This is a genomic window from Paenarthrobacter sp. TRD_SC_7, assembly GCF_056156245.1.
Genome location: NZ_CM149587.1, coordinates 386,383 through 404,466 on the forward strand (window position 1 = coordinate 386,383; position 18,084 = coordinate 404,466).

18 protein-coding genes and 2 tRNA genes are annotated in these 18,084 nt (G+C 60.9%); 8 read left to right on the plus strand and 12 right to left on the minus strand.

Annotation, left to right across the window (positions count from 1 at the left end):
- Positions 1-44: 44 nt before the first annotated feature.
- The 6 genes from AC0J5Z_RS01960 (at position 45) to AC0J5Z_RS01985 (ending at position 4,499) form a co-directional block, all read left to right on the plus strand.
- Positions 45-554, plus strand: coding sequence for a methylated-DNA--[protein]-cysteine S-methyltransferase (locus AC0J5Z_RS01960; RefSeq protein ID WP_475037121.1), 510 nt, complete (start codon positions 45-47; stop codon positions 552-554).
- Entirely contained in the window at positions 554-1,081 is a 528-nt protein-coding gene (locus AC0J5Z_RS01965) for an RNA polymerase sigma factor (RefSeq protein ID WP_475037122.1), read from the plus strand. The genes AC0J5Z_RS01960 and AC0J5Z_RS01965 overlap by 1 nt, the downstream gene beginning before the upstream one ends.
- Positions 1,081-1,710, plus strand: coding sequence for a methylated-DNA--[protein]-cysteine S-methyltransferase (locus AC0J5Z_RS01970; RefSeq protein WP_475037124.1), 630 nt, complete (start codon positions 1,081-1,083; stop codon positions 1,708-1,710). Before AC0J5Z_RS01965 ends, AC0J5Z_RS01970 begins: the two co-directional genes overlap by 1 nt.
- On the plus strand, positions 1,707-2,423 hold the full coding sequence (locus AC0J5Z_RS01975) for an alpha-ketoglutarate-dependent dioxygenase AlkB family protein (protein ID WP_475037125.1): 717 nt from the start codon (positions 1,707-1,709) through the stop codon (positions 2,421-2,423). The genes AC0J5Z_RS01970 and AC0J5Z_RS01975 overlap by 4 nt, the downstream gene beginning before the upstream one ends.
- 104 nt (positions 2,424-2,527) lie before the next feature.
- Positions 2,528-3,127 carry a DNA-3-methyladenine glycosylase I gene (locus AC0J5Z_RS01980; RefSeq protein WP_475037127.1) on the plus strand — a complete coding sequence of 200 codons (600 nt, stop codon included), beginning with the start codon at positions 2,528-2,530 and terminating at the stop codon, positions 3,125-3,127.
- Positions 3,128-3,860: 733 nt separating this feature from the next.
- Positions 3,861-4,499 (plus strand): GyrI-like domain-containing protein, encoded by a 639-nt coding sequence (locus tag AC0J5Z_RS01985; RefSeq protein ID WP_475037128.1) that lies wholly within the window; start codon positions 3,861-3,863, stop codon positions 4,497-4,499.
- Here the strand turns inward: AC0J5Z_RS01985 and AC0J5Z_RS01990 are convergent.
- Entirely contained in the window at positions 4,486-5,343 is an 858-nt protein-coding gene (locus tag AC0J5Z_RS01990) for a rhomboid family intramembrane serine protease (RefSeq protein WP_475037129.1), read from the minus strand. The genes AC0J5Z_RS01985 and AC0J5Z_RS01990 overlap by 14 nt on opposite strands.
- A 21-nt stretch (positions 5,344-5,364) precedes the next feature.
- Positions 5,365-5,907, minus strand: coding sequence for a peptidylprolyl isomerase (locus AC0J5Z_RS01995; protein WP_011772794.1), 543 nt, complete (start codon positions 5,905-5,907; stop codon positions 5,365-5,367).
- 154 nt (positions 5,908-6,061) lie between these two features.
- Between AC0J5Z_RS01995 and AC0J5Z_RS02000 the strand changes: the two genes are divergently transcribed.
- Together AC0J5Z_RS02000 and AC0J5Z_RS02005 are read left to right on the plus strand one after the other, a co-directional pair.
- Positions 6,062-7,030 carry a hypothetical protein gene (locus AC0J5Z_RS02000; protein ID WP_475037130.1) on the plus strand — a complete coding sequence of 323 codons (969 nt, stop codon included), beginning with the start codon at positions 6,062-6,064 and terminating at the stop codon, positions 7,028-7,030.
- A gap of 142 nt (positions 7,031-7,172) precedes the next feature.
- Positions 7,173-8,048: a glycosyltransferase family 2 protein gene (locus AC0J5Z_RS02005; RefSeq protein WP_475037131.1), complete on the plus strand. Its 876-nt coding sequence runs from the start codon at positions 7,173-7,175 to the stop codon at positions 8,046-8,048.
- An 18-nt stretch (positions 8,049-8,066) separates the two neighbouring features.
- Here AC0J5Z_RS02005 and AC0J5Z_RS02010 read toward each other — a convergent pair whose 3' ends face one another.
- The 10 genes from AC0J5Z_RS02010 to gnd form a co-directional block, all read right to left on the minus strand.
- The gene (locus AC0J5Z_RS02010) at positions 8,067-8,975 is read right to left on the minus strand and encodes a DMT family transporter (protein ID WP_475037132.1); all 909 of its coding nucleotides are present in this window, start codon (positions 8,973-8,975) and stop codon (positions 8,067-8,069) included.
- A 106-nt stretch (positions 8,976-9,081) separates the two neighbouring features.
- Positions 9,082-9,157 (minus strand) — tRNA-Ala (locus tag AC0J5Z_RS02015).
- Positions 9,158-9,228: 71 nt separating this feature from the next.
- A complete protein-coding gene (locus tag AC0J5Z_RS02020; protein ID WP_475037133.1) occupies positions 9,229-9,348 on the minus strand; it encodes a DLW-39 family protein in 120 nt (39 codons plus the stop codon).
- A gap of 47 nt (positions 9,349-9,395) precedes the next feature.
- Positions 9,396-9,469, minus strand: a tRNA-Ile gene (locus AC0J5Z_RS02025).
- Positions 9,470-9,582: 113 nt separating this feature from the next.
- Positions 9,583-10,296: a DUF3566 domain-containing protein gene (locus AC0J5Z_RS02030; protein ID WP_475037134.1), complete on the minus strand. Its 714-nt coding sequence runs from the start codon at positions 10,294-10,296 to the stop codon at positions 9,583-9,585.
- Complete coding sequence (gene gyrA, locus AC0J5Z_RS02035; RefSeq protein WP_475037135.1) at positions 10,293-12,962, minus strand: DNA gyrase subunit A; 2,670 nt, start codon at positions 12,960-12,962, stop codon at positions 10,293-10,295. Before gyrA ends, AC0J5Z_RS02030 begins: the two co-directional genes overlap by 4 nt.
- A gap of 63 nt (positions 12,963-13,025) precedes the next feature.
- Positions 13,026-15,104: a DNA topoisomerase (ATP-hydrolyzing) subunit B gene (gene gyrB, locus AC0J5Z_RS02040; protein ID WP_475037136.1), complete on the minus strand. Its 2,079-nt coding sequence runs from the start codon at positions 15,102-15,104 to the stop codon at positions 13,026-13,028.
- Positions 15,105-15,441: 337 nt separating this feature from the next.
- Complete coding sequence (locus tag AC0J5Z_RS02045) at positions 15,442-15,996, minus strand: DciA family protein (protein ID WP_475037137.1); 555 nt, start codon at positions 15,994-15,996, stop codon at positions 15,442-15,444.
- Positions 15,983-17,176, minus strand: coding sequence for a DNA replication/repair protein RecF (gene recF / locus AC0J5Z_RS02050; RefSeq protein WP_475037140.1), 1,194 nt, complete (start codon positions 17,174-17,176; stop codon positions 15,983-15,985). The genes AC0J5Z_RS02045 and recF overlap by 14 nt, the downstream gene beginning before the upstream one ends.
- Before the next feature lie 23 nt (positions 17,177-17,199).
- A complete protein-coding gene (gene gnd / locus AC0J5Z_RS02055) occupies positions 17,200-18,084 on the minus strand; it encodes a phosphogluconate dehydrogenase (NAD(+)-dependent, decarboxylating) (RefSeq protein WP_475037143.1) in 885 nt (294 codons plus the stop codon).

The following is an 18,084-nucleotide window of genomic DNA, read 5'->3' on the forward strand; positions in this document are numbered from 1 at the left end:
AATTCCGCACCTCACATTTCCGTGCCCGTGGACGTCTACAAGATATGAGCAGCCGGCACACCACCTTGGATTCCCCGTTGGGGCAGTTGACGCTGACTGCCCGCGGGGAATTTTTGACGGGCATCTTCTACGAGGGCCACTGGCATATGCCTCCGCCCGACTACTTCGGAGACCCGATTGGAATCGAGGATCCTGTTTTCGCGCGGACCCGGACCGAACTCGCCGAGTATTTGGATGGTCACCGGACGGTTTTTGATGTCCCCTTTGAAGCCCTGGGAAACCCCTTCCAGGAGAAGGTCTGGGAACGGCTTCAAGATATTCCTTTCGGTGAAACCGTCAGCTACGGGGAATTAGCAACGGAGTTGGGGGATCCCCATCTTGCCCAGGCCGTTGGGTCCGCGGTTGGACGCAACCCCATCAGCATCATCATTCCCTGCCATCGAGTGGTAGGACGCAACGGACAACTCACCGGATACGCAGGTGGCCTTCGAAACAAGCGCTTCCTCCTGGAATTGGAAGAGCCGGCAGAAGTGCGGGAGGGCAAGCTTTTCTAATGAAGTCAGGGCAAGTGGTCAACAAGAAGCCGTTCGAAGCAGTGGTCCGGGAACAGGGTGCCACAGTGCTTCGGGTGTGCCGTGCAATCCTCGGGGTGCACGATGCCGATGACGCATGGTCAGATACATTCCTGGCCGCCCTGCAGGCGTACCCGGCCCTCCCGGCTGGGGCGAATGTTGAAGCCTGGCTGGTCACCATCGCCCACCGCAAATGCATCGACCATGTGCGTGCCGGTACCCGCCGCGCCCTGCCGGTGGACCATCCACCCGAACAACATTCCAGCCTCGGCATTCCCGGTGACGGCCATGAGGAACTGCTGGACGCCGTAACCAGCCTTCCGCCAAAACAGCGCCAGGCCGTTGCCTACCACTATCTAGCGGGCCTTCCATATAACGATGTTGCTGCCCTGTTGGGGGGCACCGCCGAGGCTGCCCGCCGCGCAGGTGCGGACGGCGTGAAATCACTCCGCTCGGCTCTTGCAGCACACACGTCGCTGGCTCACACATCCTCGAAAGGTGATTTCTGATGACCCTTGAACTCAGCCCGGATCACGCCGAGGTCGTTTCCCTCCTGAACCCCTTGGATGCAGGACTCGAACCAGCCATTGCCAGTCTCCACGCACGGTTGGCACGCGACGCGCAACTCACCCATACCTTGGACATCGCGTACAGGATTGTGGACTCCCCATTAGGGAAGCTCCTTTTGGCTGCCACGGATCGTGGAATTGTCCGCGTCGCCTTCGAGCTGGAAGACCACGACTCCGTCCTGCAGCTCCTGGCAAATACGGTGAGTCCGCGGATCCTTCAGGCTCCAGCGCGTTTGGACGACGCCGCCCGGGAACTCGACGAGTACTTCAAAGGAACCAGGAGGGAGTTTGATCTCACCCTGGACTTCCGTTTATCCCGCGGTTTCCGCCTCAACGTCCTGCGCCACCTGCCCCGGATCCCTTACGGCAACACAGCCAGCTATGCCCAAGTGGCCCAGGCAGCCGGCAGTCCAAACGCGGTCCGCGCCGTCGGAACCGCCTGCGCCACCAATCCCTTGCCCCTCATCGTGCCGTGCCACCGGGTAGTGAAGTCTGACGGCAGTTTCGGCGGCTACCTTGGCGGAAGCGAGGCCAAACGCGCACTGCTCCGTCTTGAGGCAGCAGCGTGAGTGACGACGCCCTGTTTCCGCTGGAACTTCTACAGCCGGAAGGGCACGACGCCGGTCCCCGCCTCATCGCGCCCGGTGCCGTCCACGTGCCTGGCTGGCTCACCCTTGAGCAGCAACGCTGGATCGCGGCGCGCTTTGACGAATGGACGCAGGGACCGGTTCCACTGCGTGCCGCCACCCTCCCGGGCGGACGCCAGATGTCGGTACGAACTGTATGCCTTGGTTGGCACTGGCAGCCTTACAAGTACACAAGGGAGGCTACGGACGTCAATGGCCGTCCGGTGCTCGATTTCCCGGACTGGATGGTGCGCTTGGGCCGGAATGCGGTGGAGGCTGCCTACTCCTCGCGCATTGAAGGCGATGGGTCCCTGAGCGCGTTGGCCAACGACTACACACCCGATGCCGCTCTGGTGAACTTTTACGATGACGGCGCTGCCATGGGAATGCACCAGGACAAGGACGAGCGTTCCACCGCACCCGTGGTTTCGCTCAGCATCGGAGAGACGTGTGTCTTCCGATTTGGAAATACCCAGACGCGGACCAAGCCATACACGGACGTTGAACTTCACTCCGGAGACCTCTTTGTCTTCGGAGGACCATCACGGTTCGCTTATCACGGCATCCCCAAAGTCCGTCCGGGTACGGCGCCGGTTGGTTGTGGCCTGGCACGAGGACGGATCAACATCACAATGCGAGTTACGGGATTGTTGTGATGTCGGGGTCCTACCGCACGAATGTCTGAGGCACAGGGCAGAATGTCCCCTGAAGCTGAATTACTGGCTGGCTGCCTAAGCTGCCCGGCTGCAGAGGAGCATGCATGACCCCGGATAACGGCACCATCGTCGGTGAGGATGGCTTGGCGCGTCCTCTGTGGGCTGCCTCAGATCCCCTCATGCAGGCGTACTACGATCACGAGTGGGGAATGCCAGTCCGCGATGAACAGGGCATGTACGAGCGCATCAGTCTCGAAGCGTTCCAGGCGGGCCTGTCCTGGGCCACCATTCTTCGGAAACGGGATGCTTTCAGGAAGGCCTTCCTGGACTTCCATCCGGAGAGTGTCGCCGCCTTCAACGAGGCCGATGTGGAGCGGCTCATGCTTGATGCCGGGATTGTGCGCAACAGGTTAAAGATCAATGCCGCCATCACCAACGCCAAGGCCACCGTTGCCTTGCGCGAAGAAGGCGGCTTGGTGGACTTCGTATGGTCGTTCCAGCCCGAAACCACGCCAGCACCCAACACGATGGCCGATATCCCCACCACGTCCCCGGAGTCGATTGCTTTATCCAAGGCACTCAGGAAGAAGGGTTTCGCTTTCGTGGGCCCCACCACCATGTACGCCCTCATGGAAGCCGTGGGCATCATCGACACCCATCTCCTGGACAGTCACCGGCGAGGCACCTCAGGAGTGTGGGCGTAGACCGGAGGGTCCTCATACCCGGCGTCAACGTTTCTATTAGTCCACAGTTCTTGTCCACAGAAGTGCGTAACTTTATCCACAGGCGTGGATAACTTCTGTGGACATCCACGTACTTGTGGGGAGAATCGTTGCCACTACGCCGATCCCGGTCCCGGGACCCGACCGGATCCACTTTTACCCACTGTGTATCGCGCTGTGGATTGTGCTCCAAGCTTCACGCAAAGTTCAACATTCCGGAATTGCCTGATTTGCCGAGGATCACTCCGGAGGGCTTGGCGGCCGACTTTCACGGGTCCATCGCTACTCCTGCCACGCAGATTGGCAAAGAGTTACCCACTTAACAACAACCGCCTACCCACAAGTTATCCACAGATGGGGATAAGGTGTGGGTTTTCCAGTCGGGATCGCTGCTTTGGCGGGCTTTACAGCACCCTCTGTACGTTGAACTACATCTGTGTAAGTTATTAACACTGTTGATAAGCCTGTTGATACTTAGCTCTCTATAGCGTCATTAACAGGTTTGTCCACAGGCGGCCGGAATATGGCTCCTTTGTCCACACATCTGCACTCTGCGGGGACAAAGTTATCCACAGGTGTGGAGAAATGCATGCCTTTCGGGGGATATCTACCGCCCTGACGAGCGTCCTGACGGCCAAACAAGATAACTACACGCATGTAAGTTACGCACAGTGTGGAAAACGTCTGTGGATAAGCCTGGGAGTACGGTGGTGCCATGAAGAGCGACTTCAAGAAGCAGATCCCCACCTACAACGCCAAGCACGGCCAATTCTCGGTTGTCACGGTCCCCACCCTTCAGTTCCTGATGATCGACGGTCACGGGGACCCCAACACCGCGCAGTCCTACAAGGACGCGCTGACTACCCTGTATCCCGTGGCGTACAGATTGAAGTTCTTCAGCAAGAACGAGCTCGGCCGGGACTACACGGTAATGCCGCTCGAAGCACTGTGGTGGTCGGATGACATGGAGTCGTTCACCAGTTCCAGGGACAAGTCACGCTGGGACTGGACGCTGATGAATATGGTCCCCGACTGGGTCACCCAGGAGCATGTGGCAATGGCTCGGGAGGCGGTCGCCAAGAAGGGGGGCGCCCCGGTTTTGGAGGCACTTCGTCTGGAGCCGCTCCCTGAAGGTTTGAGCGTTCAGACCCTCCACATAGGCCCTTACGACAATGAAGGACCAGTGCTTGAAGAGATGCACACCAAGTTCATACCTGAGCAGTCGCTGACGATGACCGGCAGGCACCATGAGATCTACCTTGGTGATCCGCGACGTACCGATCCGGAAAAGCTCAAGACCATCCTGCGGCAGCCGGTCAAAAACGAAGAGAAAGGGCCCGCTAGCCAGCTGTGACGCGGAACCAGGTAACCACGGCCAGCAGGCCCGCAACGAGCACCAGCCCACCAGCCTGAAGCAGCGCCTGGTTCTTGCCGCGCGGTGCGTAGGCGATGGCGGCGGCAGCCAGGCCGCCTGTAATCAAACCCCCAAGGTGCGCCTGCCAGGCAATGCTGGGCACGAAGAAGCCGATGGCACCATTGATGGCGATCAAAACCCACAGTTGCTTGGTCTCTCCACCACGATGGCGCTGCACAACAAGCATGGCGCCGAAGAGGCCGAAGATGGCACCGGAAGCGCCCACCACGCCTACCGCGGGCAAGGTGGTGGGCGTTAGGGCAAGGAAGCCCACAGATCCGCCAATTGCGGAAATCAAGTACACAGCAAGAAACCGGATCCGCCCGAGCAAAGGCTCAAGGGCCTGTCCGAAAATCCACAGCGTGTACATGTTCAGGACGATATGGAGCAGGAATCCCTGGGAATGCAGGAAAGCCGCTGTGACCATGCGCCATGGCTCACTGACAGCAAAGATGTTGGCGAACGCGAAGTTCTCGAATACCGCGTCCCCGGGCACGATCCACTGAAGAATGTAAACCAGTGCGCACAGGCCAATGATCACGTACGTCACCAAAGGCCGGCCCGTGGCCATGGCTCCGCCATACGGGGAGCGGTATGTCGGCGTCGTGCGCTTTTGCTCGTTGACGCAGTCAACGCATTGGAATCCGACGGCGGCCGCCCGCTGGCACTCGGGGCACGCAGGGCGTCCACAGCGCTGGCAGCGCACATAGGAGGGCCTGTCCGGGTGCCTGGGGCACACCGGAATATCAGCGGACGGCTCGGCCGACGGAATTCCGTAACTCATGGGCTCTGGTTCAGAGTGTGACTAGAGCTGTTCGATGTCGATGCTGTTGATGACGACGTCTTCAACGGGGCGGTCGCCCATGCCGGTGCGGACGGACTCGATCGCATCCACTACCTTGCGGGATTCCTCATCCGTTACCTCGCCGAAGATGCTGTGCTTGCCGAACAGCCAGTCGGTGTTCACGGTGGTGATGAAGAACTGTGACCCGTTGGTCCCCTTGCCCATCTGGATGCCGGCGTTGGCCATGGCAAGCTTGTAAGGAGCGTTGAAGGTCAGCTCCGGGTGGATTTCGTCGTCGAACTGGTAGCCCGGGCCACCCACGCCGCGGCCCAGGGGATCGCCGGCCTGGATCATGAAGTCCTTGATGATCCGGTGGAAGATGGTGCCGTTGTAAAGCGGCGTACCGGTCTTGTCTTCGCCGGTTTCCGGGTGGTTCCAGGACTTTTCGCCCGTGGCCAGGCCAACGAAGTTGGCGACCGTCTTGGGGGCGTGGTTGCCGAAGAGGTCAACCTTGATGTCGCCGAGGCTCGTGTGGATCGTTGCTTTTGCGGTTGCGATGGTCATGGGAACATTCTTCCATGCAGGGTCAACGCCCGTCGGGCTGTAAAGCCGGTTCCGCGCTCGGTGAAATCCGGGACGAACTCGAACAGATGAATAGCCGGTGTTCCACAAGCGACGTAGGCTAGCAACAAACGAGCATGTGTATCGGGAGGTAGTTGTGAAGAAATCAGACCGTATTGCCCGCGAACTCGAACAATCAGTCACGGCCGGTGTGGATAACGCCCGCGACTGGGCTGCACCGCGTGTGGAAGCAGCCGTCAATTGGGCTGTTCCGCGTATCCAGCACGGCATTGACACCGCTTCCCCCAAGATCCAAGAGGGGCTGAAGTCCGCTGCGCACAACCTCGCCGACGGCGTTGCAGTTGTTACGCCGCGGATCCAGGACGGGTTGGCGCACCTCGCGCCGAAGATCCATGACGTAGTTGAAGATGCGACACCCAGGATTCAGGAGACGCTCAACAAGGCCACCCCTGCTCTTGGCCATGCAAGGGACAAAGTGGTGGTGGAGTATTTGCCCAAGCTATCGGAGCAGTTGGGCCAAGCTTCCGTAGCTGTTCATCACGTTCTCGAGAACGCTCCCGCACAGGTAGACGCCGTGGCGCAGAAGCTGGTTGATTCCGGTGTTGTCCACAGCGTCCAGGAGCAGGCCCAGGCCACCGGCAAGCAGATCAAGGCAGTTGCCGACCAAGCGAGCAAGGCCGTTTCCACCACGTTGGTGAATGAACCGAAGCCCAAGAAGCGTGGATGGTTGATCGTCACGGTCATTGCCGCCGCCGCCGCTGCCGGCGTGGCTGCTTGGAAGGCCTCCAAGCCGGTTGAGGACCCGTGGAAGACGCCTTCTCCGGTCACACCTACACCCGCTCCTGTCCCCGCAACGACTTCTACTCCGGCCGATACCGCTGTATCAGCCGGAGCAGCAGCAGTTGCAGAACCGAAAGCCTCGGACATCACACCGGAGGAAGCCGCAGCTGAGGTCGAGCAGGCAACAAAGGATGCGTTCAAGAACGTCGAGGATTCCACCGAAAAGGTGGGAACCGACGCCAAGACTGCCGTCAAGAACATCGCGGCCAGCATGCACAAGGACACCGAAGGCAAGGATTCCGACGCCAAAGGCTCACAGATCTAAACCCTGACATACAGCCTCAAGCAGGGGCCGGCAAGTCAAACACTGAAGGGATCCCGGCCATTGCCGGGATCCCTTCAGTGTTTGCCGGCTTGTAACCAAAGCCTCCATCGGGCGCCCTGCCCCGGGTGTTAGATTTGAGGGGATGTCAGCCGATAGACCCCTCGCGGGACCCCTCCAGGATGCTCCGGAACCTCCGGGCGTGTCCATCGTCATCCCGGCGTATAACGAGGAAAGCGTCATTCGCCAGTGCCTCATCGCGGCCATCTACCAGTCCGTTCCTGCTCAAGAGATCATCGTGGTGGATAATCTGTCCACGGATCGCACGGCAAGGATCGTGCGCCAGATGCAGCAGGAATACCCCGAGAGCCCAATCATCCTCCTGCGGCAGGAAACCACCCAGGGCCTGATCCCCACACGTAACCACGGGCTGAACAATGCCAAAGGCGACGTGGTGGGCCGCATCGATGCTGACTCCGTCCTCGAACCGGATTGGGTGGAACAGGTCCAAAAGGCATTCATGGACCCATCCGTCGCCGCAGCCACAGGTCCCGTGGTCTATTACGACATGCCTATGCGCCGGTTCGGACTCAAAGCGGACGATAAGATGCGCCAGCTCATGCTCCGCCTGGCCAAGCACCAGTACCACTTCCTCTTCGGCTCCAACATGGCCCTTCGTCGCACCGCATGGGCGACCATCCGTGATGAAGCGTGCCTGGACCCCAAGGACGAGATGCACGAGGACATCGATCTTTCGCTGCACTTGTTCGAGCACGACCTCAAAGTGCAGTACCTTCCCCAGATGGTGTCTGGAATGTCCGCCCGGAGGCTCGAGGACTCCCCGCGGGACTACCGCTACTACGTCCAGCGTTTCGATCGGACGTATAAGGCCCACAACGTCAAGAAAATGGCCCTGAAGGCACCCATGGTGGTGTTCTTCTCCGTGTACTTCCCGGCCAAGTTGCTGCGCGCCATCCACACGGCCAACTCTGCGCAGGGCGTCCGCCGCGGCGGTGTGTAAACGCCCGACGGCGGCACCCTAGTCGGTGCCCAGTTCGGCTTCGCGTCGGTCCGCTTCCGCCCGCCCCCGCCGCTGACCGATCACGACGACTGCCAGCCCCACAAGGATCAGCGCAAGCCCCGCGTACGTGCCCGCAGGCAAGGTTTCGCTCAGGAAGATCGCTGCCAGGATTGCAGCACCAGGAATCTCCAGCAGGATAATCATTGACACCAGCAAAGGACTCATCGTGGCCAGCAGGTGGTTGAACGCCGTGTGCCCCACCAACTGCGCGCACACGGTGATGGCAATAATGCCAAGCCACCCACCGGCGTCGAACCCTGTCAGTGGCTGGGCGCTGAACAGAGCCAGCATGGCCACAATCGCCGCGCACATGCCGTAGCAGAGCGTGGTGTAGGTTCCCGTCCCCATCGTCTGGCGGGCCTTGCCACCCGCCAGCGTGTACAGCCCGGCCAGTGCGCCACCAGCAAGCGCCAGGAGGTCACCAAGCAGTGCTTCCGGGGATGAACCCATGTCGAACCCGGTGATGGCCACTACGCCCCCGAACGCAATACCCAGGCCCAGCAGCACGGGCCACCGGTGCCGGGTGCCCCGGAACAACTGGAACACCGCAATCCACCCCGACTGTAGGCATACCAAAGCAGTAGCGGCAGCAACGGACGTTAGCTGAAGCGCGGTGATGAAGCAGGCGAAATGGAAGGCGAGTGCCACGGCGGCCACAGCGGACCAGCCAAACTCACGGCGCGTGATCCTCCCGAATGTTTTCGGCTCCCGGATGGCTACAGGGGCCGCCATCACCACAGCACCGATGGCGTTGCGCCAGAAGGCTATTGCCAAGGCCGTTACCGAGGTGGCTCCGAGAGTGCCCGCAATGAGCGGACCGGAGGAGGCAACACCCAGGACCCCGAGCGCGGCAATGAGAAGGTTCACGGATCCACCTTAGTGTGGCGAAGCATTCCCCCACTGACGGGCAGCCAGTTGGGGAATGAGTCTTAAAAGCAAAAGTCCCGGTCATTTCTGACCGGGACTTTTCTTATGGTGGAGGCACGGGGACTCGAACCCCGAACCCCCTGCTTGCAAAGCAGGTGCGCTACCAATTGCGCCATGCCCCCATAAGAAGCAACCCGTCAATCATACCCCATGTCCCGACTGGTAAATTACCAGTTCAAACCGGGCTCCTCGGCTAGTCCACCGTGTCGGTTGACTTGCTCCAGACATCCTTCCGGGCTTCGGATTCCTGCGTCTTTTTATAGACCAGGACGCCTGCGACTGCAGCTGCTACTAATACCAGCAACTTCTTCACAAGCACCTCATTCCGGTTCAGTTTTACCTGAACCTCTTTCGGTTCCGTGGGCGTACCAGGACTTGAACCTGGGACCTCTTCGTTATCAGCGAAGCGCTCTAACCGCCTGAGCTATACGCCCCGATGCCTCATCGGGCCGAGATATGACTGTACAGCACATCCCGACCCGATCTCAAATCGAGGCATTTTCCCGGAGGATTTGCGCCCATTTCGGCGAATTTCCGGGGGTTTTTTCTAGTCGTCAGTCAGGGTGACGCCAACGCCACCAACCAACGTTGCTGAAATGTTATACAGCACTGCCGAAAGCATGGACAAGGCAGTCAAAAGGACCACGTTCACTACGGCAATGATGGTGGCAAAGGACGCTACCTGGCCAAGCGAAGCAATCTTCTTCAGTTCGAATCCGCTGCCTTCTGATCCCGCCAGGGTACCGAGAAGGCTATCCACCTGGTTGAAGATGCCTGTGATATCCAACACGGTCCACAGCACGATGGCAGCCACCACAGTGACGATGCCCAAAGCAACAGACAGCAGGAAGGCCATCTTCAGCACGGACCAAGGATCCACCTTGCTGACAAGGAGGCGCGCACGGCGGACCTTGGCCTTGGGAGCCGGCTTCACCAGGCCCGGGGCGCCCTGTGCGGGGCGCTGGGCAGAGGTGCCTGCCGGACGCTGGCCGGGCTGCGCAGGGCGCTGGCCGGGAGCACCGGCGGGACGTTGGGCTGCCGTAGCGGGGCGCTGCCCGGAAGCACCAGGGGTACTGGCAGGCCGCTGGCCCGAATTGGTGCCGCCCGCGGGACGTGCTCCTGCTGCTCCGGAACCGGCTGAACCGGCTCCGGGACGTTGCTGGGGCCTTGCAGGCGTTCCTGCCTGTGCGCTGCCCGAGGGCTGCCGGAGTCCGCCGGGGACACCTGTGCTCGGCTTGGGATATGAGTCGGAATTACTCACTCGTTACCTCCGGTATTGTCTTCGTTCAGCTCCGCGCCCGTTTCGATTTCCGGGTCTACGTCGTTTTCCGTTTCGGCCGTCACGGTCGCCTCGGAGGCGCCGTCGTTTGCAGCCAACGTTACGTCATCGTCGAGTCCGTCCTCTGACTCTTCGACTTCCAAACCGCGTTCGCTGTTGCGCGCAACCTCGATAATGCGGTCATTCTTGTCCGGCTTGGCGAAGATGACGCCCATGGTGTCCCTGCCCTTGGCGGGAACGCCGGTCACTGCCGAGCGGACTACCTTGCCGCCCTCCATGACCACAAGGACTTCGTCCTCTTCCTGCACGATCAAGGCGCCGACAAGGTCGCCGCGGTCTTCAGCAAGCTTGGCTACCTTGATGCCCAGGCCGCCACGGCCCTGCAACCGATATTCATCCACGGCGGTCCGCTTGGCGTAGCCGCCCTCGGTCACGATGAAGACGAAGGAGCCGTCCTGGACCACGTCTGCGGCAAGAAGTTCGTCGTCTTCACGGAACTTCATACCGGTCACACCGGATGTGGCCCGGCCCATGGGGCGCAGTGCATCATCAGTTGCCGTAAAGCGGATGGACTGGCCCTTGCGTGATACCAGGAGGAGGTCATCGGTTTCGCTGACCAGCTGGGCCGATACGAGCTCGTCCTCATCGCGCAGGTTGATGGCAATGACACCAGCCGTGCGGTTGGTGTCATAGTCTTCCAACCGTGTCTTCTTGACCAGACCGTTCTTGGTGGCCAGCACCAGGTACGGAGCCTGCTGGTAGTCCCGCAGGTCAAGGACCTGGGCAATGTGCTCGTCCGGCTGGAACGCCAGCAGGTTGGCAACGTGCTGGCCCTTGGCGTCACGGCCGGCCTCGGCCAGTTCGTAGGCCTTTGCCCGGTACACACGTCCAAGGTTGGTGAAGAACAGCAACCAGTGGTGTGTTGTGGTCACGAAGAAGTGCTCCACGACGTCGTCGCCACGCAGTTGCGCACCCTTGATGCCCTTGCCGCCACGCTGCTGCGAACGGTAATTGTCGCTGCGGGTCCGCTTCACGTAGCCGCCACGAGTGATGGTGACAACCATTTCCTCTTCAGGGATCAGGTCTTCCATGGACATGTCGCCGTCGAAGCCCATCAGGATGTGCGTCCGGCGGTCGTCGCCGTGCTTGGCGACGATCTCCGCGAGTTCTTCGCTGATGATCTGGCGCTGGCGTTCCTCGGAAGCCAGGATCGCGTTGTATTCCTCGATCATGGCTTCGAGCTCGGAATGACGGTCCTGGATCTTCTGGCGTTCCAGGGCAGCCAAACGGCGCAGCTGCATGTCCAAGATCGCGCGGGCCTGGAGTTCGTCGATTTCCAGGAGCTCCATAAGGCCCTCACGAGCCGCTTCCGTGGTGTTGGACGCACGGATGAGGGCAATGACCTCGTCCAGCATGTCCAATGCCTTGAGGAGCGCGCGCAGAATGTGCGCTTCTTCCTCGGCCTTACGCAGGCGGTAACGGGTCCGACGTGCAATGACGTCCATCTGGTGCGCAACCCAGTGCCGGATGAAGGCGTCCAGGCTCAAGGTGCGCGGAACGCCGTCGACAATCGCCAACATGTTGGCGGAGAAGTTGTCCTGCAGCTGAGTGTGCTTGTACAGGTTGTTCAGGACCACCTTGGCCACGGCATCACGCTTGAGCACGATCACCAGGCGCTGGCCGGTACGGCCGGAGGTTTCATCGCGGAGGTCCGCGATGCCTTGGATCTTGCCGTCCTTGACCAGTTCGGCGATCTTGATGGCCAGGTTGTCAGGGTTGGCCTGGTAGGGAAGCTCGGTTACTACCAGGCAGGTGCGGCCCTGGAGTTCCTCCACGTTGACCACGGCGCGCATGGTGATGGAGCCACGGCCGGTGCGGTATGCGTCCTCGATGCCCTTGTGGCCGAGGATGGTGGCACCTGTGGGGAAGTCTGGTCCCTTGATGCGCAGCAGGAGCGCTTCAAGGAGCTCTTCGCGCGTGGCGGTGGGGTTATCAAGCGCCCACTGCACGCCTTCGGCAACTTCGCGAAGGTTGTGCGGCGGAATGTTGGTGGCCATACCGACGGCGATGCCCGAGGAACCATTGACCAGCAGGTTGGGGAAACGCGCCGGCAAGATGGTGGGTTCCTGGTTCTTGCCGTCGTAGTTGTCCTGGAAATCGACGGTTTCCTCGTCGATGTCGCGGACCATTTCCATGGCCAGCTGGGCCATCTTGGTTTCGGTGTAACGCGGTGCGGCAGCGCCGTCGTTTCCGGGCGAGCCGAAGTTGCCCTGGCCGAGCGCCAGCGGATAGCGCATGGTCCAGTCCTGGATCAGGCGGACCAGGGCATCGTAAATCGCCATGTCGCCGTGAGGGTGGTACGTACCCATAACATCGCCCACAACGCGGGCGCACTTGTTGAAGGAGCGGTCGGGGCGGTAGCCGCCGTCGAACATTGCGTACAAAACGCGGCGGTGCACCGGCTTGAGGCCGTCACGAACGTCCGGGAGGGCGCGGCCGACGATAACGGCCATGGCGTAGTCCAAGTAGGACCGCTGCATTTCCGTCTGCAGGTCCACCTGCTCCACGCGGTCGGTCAGCACATCGCCCTCAAGGATGACGTCGTCGGCGCTTGATTCCGCCGGGACTTCGGGAGTTTCGTCACTCATAATCTAAGGTTTCCGTTTCAGGTATATGTCAGTTCTGGAATATTCAGATGCCCCTGTGGGCCCCTAGATATCGAGGAACCTGACGTCCTTGGCGTTCTGCTGAATGAAGTTACGGCGTGATTCGACGTCCTCGCCCATCAGGACGGAGAAGGTCTGATCGGCGGCCAGTGCGTCATCCATGGTGACCTGCAACAGCGTGCGACGATCCGGGTCCATGGTGGTGTCCCACAGCTCGGTGTAGTCCATTTCGCCCAGGCCCTTGTAGCGCTGGATGCCGTTGTCCTTGGGCAGGCGCTTGTTCATTGCAGCACCCTTGCGGATGGTTTCATCGCGTTCGCGGTCGCTATAGACGTAGTCGTGGGCTGCGTTGGACCACTTGATCCTGTACAGCGGCGGCTGTGCCAGGTACACATAACCGTTCTCAATGAGCGGCCGCATGTAGCGGAACAGCAGCGTCATCAGCAGGGTGGTGATGTGCTGGCCATCAACGTCGGCATCGGCCATCAGGACGATCTTGTGATAGCGGAGCTTGGCGATGTCGAAGTCCTCGCCAATGCCCGTTCCGAAGGCTGTGATCATGGACTGGACTTCGGCGTTACCCAGGGCCTTGTCCAGGCGGGCGCGCTCCACGTTCAGGATCTTGCCACGAAGGGGCAGGATGGCCTGGGTCTCCGGGTTGCGGCCACGCTTGGCCGAACCGCCGGCCGAGTCACCCTCCACAAGGTAGACCTCGCAGCGCGAAGGATCTTTTGAGGAGCAGTCAGACAGCTTGCCAGGCATGCCGAACGATTCCAGCGGGCTCTTACGGCGGGCGTTATCGCGGGCCTTCCGGGCCGCCATGCGTGCCTGGGCAGCCGATATGGCCTTGCGGATGACGTCGCGGGCCGGACCGGGGTTGCGTTCCAGCCAGTCACCCAGCTGGTCCGTGACAACGCGCTGGACGAAGCCCTTGACCTCGGAGTTGCCCAGCTTGGTCTTGGTCTGGCCTTCGAACTGCGGCTCGGAGAGCTTCACCGAGATAACGGCCGTCAATCCTTCACGGATGTCATCGCCGGTAAGGTTGTCTTCCTTTTCCTTGATGATGCTCTTCTCCCGCGCATAGCGGTTAATGAGCGAGGTCATCGCGGCGCGGAAGCCTTCTTCGTGCGTTCCACCCTCATGGGTGTTGATTGTGTTTGCGTAGGTGTGGACACTTTCCGAGTAAGCGGTGGTCCACTGCATGGCAACCTCGACGGCGATGTGCCGTTCAGTGTCTTCGGTTTCGAAAGCGATGACGTCCTCGTGGACGATTTCAACCTTCTTGCTCGAGTTCAGGTGCTTGACGTAGTCCAGCAGGCCGTCCGGGTACTGGTACACGACGGTGCGGTGCTCCGCGGCGACTTCACCTTCTGTTGCAACGGCGTCCAGATCAAGATCGTCGCCGCCGTCGCGGGATACCGGACGCTCGTCGGTCAGCGTGATCCGCAGGCCCTTGTTGAGGAAAGCCATCTGTTGGAACCGTGCACGAAGCGTCTCGAAGTCGAATTCGGTGGACTCAAAGATGGTGCCGTCCGGGTAAAACGTCTGGGACGTCCCGGTTACGTCTGTAGCCTCGCCCTTGACGAGTTCGCCCTGGGGCTTGCCGCCGTCGGCGAAGGTCATGCGCCAAACGTGACCCTGACGGCGGACTTCGGTGTCCACTCGGCGGGACAGGGCGTTTACAACCGAGATACCAACGCCGTGAAGACCGCCGGATACCGCGTAACCCCCGCCGCCGAACTTACCGCCGGCGTGCAGGATGGTCATGACCACTTCAACGGTGGGCTTGCCTTCCGTGGGGTGAATATCCACCGGAATGCCGCGCCCGTCGTCCACAACACGGACGCCGCCATCAGCGCGAAGCGTGACCTCGATGTGACTGCAGTACCCAGCCAGGGCCTCATCGACAGAGTTGTCCACCACTTCGTAGACCAAGTGGTGTAGGCCTCGGAGACCGGTTGAACCGATGTACATGCCGGGGCGCTTACGCACGGCTTCGAGGCCCTCAAGCACGGTGATATCGCTGGCACCGTACTCCCTGGGCGTCTCCGCGGGCGTGTCAGGCTTGGGAACAGTCTCCTCTTCGGGCTCTACTGCCAAGGTCTCTGCATTGTCGTTAGCCACAGGCGCTTTCGACTCCTCTGTACTCGATGTCGGCCGTTCCCGGAGCTGCCCACGGCGAACCGCGGCCGCCAACGGGCACGTGACTGATTGCGCCGATTACTCCGACGACGGGGGTCCTCGATGCCACAAGAGTGGATTCAGGTCCCGACGACGTTTCACCGGCGCTCAGTGATCTACGCCAATTCTATCGTGGAAACACGGGAATCCTTGCAAATACAGGGGCAGCCGAGAGCTGAATGTGCCCATGGGAGACCGCTGGCCCTATCTGCAATGGCCCTGCGGTGGTCCCGATGGGTGCCTATACGACTCGGGGGCGTTGAATCGCCCTGCACGCCGTTTAGCCGTATGTGTCCCTTGGCCCGCGTCCGTTAACGCTGCGGCCGCCTTTTCGCCAACTTGGAGCCGAAGGACCCAGCACTTGGATGCTGGTAACCACCCCTTCGCCCAGCTCATTGCGGAACATCTCAAGGAGGCTGGAACTCAGCAGCCGCAGCTGGGTGGCCCATGCCGTGGAGTCACAACGGACATGGAGTGTGGTGTCGGTGAAACTCTCCGGGGTGCAGTGGGCGGAGATGTCCGGGCCAACCAGCGTCTCCCACTCCGCCATCACCGAACCGACCGCCACGGGTGATGTCCAACCGCGTTCGGCCACCAGGCGGCCCACCACTTTTCCAAGGCCCAAAGGATCACGGCCGCTGCCGTGGAATTGGGCGAAGCCCCGGGTATCCCGGAGGCCTTTGCGTTTAGGAGCAGATCCGGGCCGTGGGGCGCGTTGTCGTACTTCACCACGGGCGGCAGCGGCCTCGCGCATACGGTTCAGGGCAGCTTGGGCAGCATCAATCTCGTCCGGATCGCGGCCGGGTTGAAGTCCTTCGCGGCTATCCTTCACCATCGATGCCTCCCGGAACAACGGTTACGCGCCGTCCGGCCAGCTCCTCGGGGATATCGGCATCGACGGCGGCAGTCACCAGCACTTGCTCGGCACCGGCAACTATTGCAGCCAGTTTACGCCGACGCTGGACATCGAGTTCTGCGAAAACGTCATCCAGGATGAGGATGGGAGCGGTGCCACCGGTACGGGCGTCGTCCAGCATCACGTAGTAGGAAGCCAAGCGCAGCGATAGGCACATGGACCACGTTTCACCGTGGGACGCATACCCTTTGGCCGGGGCCTGTCCCAGAACGAGTTCGAGTTCGTCGCGGTGCGGACCCACCAAGGAGATGCCGCGTTCCAGTTCCTTTTTCCTCGATGCTGCGAAGGCCTGGATGTAACGCTCGGTAAGTTCGTCCACGGACAGCAGCCGGAGGTCATCAACCGACGTCGATGGTTCTGTTCCGTGGTCAGCTGGGCCGCCGTCGTCGTCAAGTACGCCTTGGATCGTCGAGCGGTAGACCGCACCCGCGTCCTTGGACCCGTCCGTGAGTTGCGCATAAGCGCTATTCAGGTGGGGACGCAAACGCTCCACGAGTTCCAGGCGGGCGTGCAGAAGTTCTGCGCCGGCTCGGGCCATGTGCTGATCCCAGACATCAAGGGTTGCCTCATGTCCGGCGGTGAACTTGCCGGCGCGGGCGGATTTCAGCAGCGCATTGCGTTGTTTCAGTACGCGGTCGTAGTCGCTGCGGGTTGCAGCATGCCGTGGAACGAGGCTCACCAACAACTCGTCCAGGAAACGTCGGCGGTTCGAAGGATCGCCTTTGACCAGCGCCAAATCCTCGGGTGCAAACAACACCGTTTGGCAGATCCCCAGAATGTCCCTGGCCCGTACCGGGTTGCTGCGGTTGATACGTCCGCGGTTTGCCCGCCCGGAATTGATCTCAAGTTCGAGGACCGTAGACTGCTCTCCACGGACGAGCCTGGCCCGGATCATGGCGCGCTCGGCGCCAAAACGAAGCAGCGGAGCGTCCGTGCTGACCCTGTGGGAACTCAGCGTGGCCAAGTACCCAATGGCTTCCATGAGGTTGGTCTTGCCGATTCCGTTGGAACCTACCAAGACCGTCACTCCGGGGCCGAGTTTCAGGTCGACCTGTGCATAGCTTCGGAAATCCGTCAGCGAAAGATGTTCGAGGTACACGCCGTTTGAAGGACTCCTCCGGCCTAGTTGGCCGGACGTGTGGCGTGTCCGCCAAACTGGTGGCGCAGGGCGGAAACCATCTTCATGGCCGGCGAATTGTCTTCGCGTGAGGCAAAGCGGGCAAAGAGCGCAGCTGTGATCGCAGGCGCGGGCACTGCATTGGCGATGGCTTCTTCCACGGTCCAACGGCCCTCGCCGGAGTCCTCAACGTAGTCGTCGATCGAGGCCAAGCCCGGATCTTCGTCGAGTGCCTTGACCATGAGGTCAAGGAGCCAGGAACGGACAACCGTGCCCTTTTGCCACGCACGGAAAGTCCCGGGAAGGTCCTTAACGATGTCCTTGGCTGCCAGCAATTCGTAACCCTCGGCGTAAGCCTGCATGAGGCCGTACTCGATGCCGTTGTGGACCATCTTGGCGTAATGGCCTGCACCAACCCCGCCAACGTGGACGAAGCTGTCGGCCCGTTCACCCTCGGGGCGGAGAGCATCGAATACGGGCATGGCGAGCTCAATGTCTTCGTCGGCGCCGCCTGCCATCAGGCCGTAACCGTTCTGCAGCCCCCACACACCGCCGGATACGCCGCAATCCGCGAAGCGGATGCTTTTTTCGGCGAGTGCAGCAGCGTGCTTCTGGTCTTCGGTGAAACGTGAGTTGCCGCCGTCGATGACCAGGTCACCGGGGCTGAGCTTTTCACCGAGCTCCGTTACGACGGCATCAGTGATGGCACCGGACGGAACCATCACCCACACCAACCGCGGACTGGGCAATGCAGCGATGAGTTCATCCACCGACGCAACATCCGTGACATCGGGATTGCGGTCAAAACCTGTGACCTCAATGCCGCCGTTCCGCATGCGTTCCCGCATGTTGAAACCCATTTTTCCGAGGCCGATCAGTCCGATGTGCAC

Coding starts and splice junctions, on each gene's coding strand:
- AC0J5Z_RS01990 (WP_475037129.1), bottom strand. CDS start 5,343: ATGAGTTACGGAATTCCGTCGGCCGAGCCGTCCGCTGATATTCCGGTG.
- gyrA (WP_475037135.1), bottom strand. CDS start 12,962: ATGAGTGACGAAACTCCCGAAGTCCCGGCGGAATCAAGCGCCGACGAC.
- AC0J5Z_RS01960 (WP_475037121.1), top strand. CDS start 45: ATGAGCAGCCGGCACACCACCTTGGATTCCCCGTTGGGGCAGTTGACG.
- AC0J5Z_RS02045 (WP_475037137.1), bottom strand. CDS start 15,996: ATGGTGAAGGATAGCCGCGAAGGACTTCAACCCGGCCGCGATCCGGAC.
- AC0J5Z_RS01970 (WP_475037124.1), top strand. CDS start 1,081: ATGACCCTTGAACTCAGCCCGGATCACGCCGAGGTCGTTTCCCTCCTG.
- AC0J5Z_RS01965 (WP_475037122.1), top strand. CDS start 554: ATGAAGTCAGGGCAAGTGGTCAACAAGAAGCCGTTCGAAGCAGTGGTC.
- AC0J5Z_RS01980 (WP_475037127.1), top strand. CDS start 2,528: ATGACCCCGGATAACGGCACCATCGTCGGTGAGGATGGCTTGGCGCGT.
- AC0J5Z_RS01995 (WP_011772794.1), bottom strand. CDS start 5,907: ATGACCATCGCAACCGCAAAAGCAACGATCCACACGAGCCTCGGCGAC.
- AC0J5Z_RS02005 (WP_475037131.1), top strand. CDS start 7,173: ATGTCAGCCGATAGACCCCTCGCGGGACCCCTCCAGGATGCTCCGGAA.
- AC0J5Z_RS01985 (WP_475037128.1), top strand. CDS start 3,861: ATGAAGAGCGACTTCAAGAAGCAGATCCCCACCTACAACGCCAAGCAC.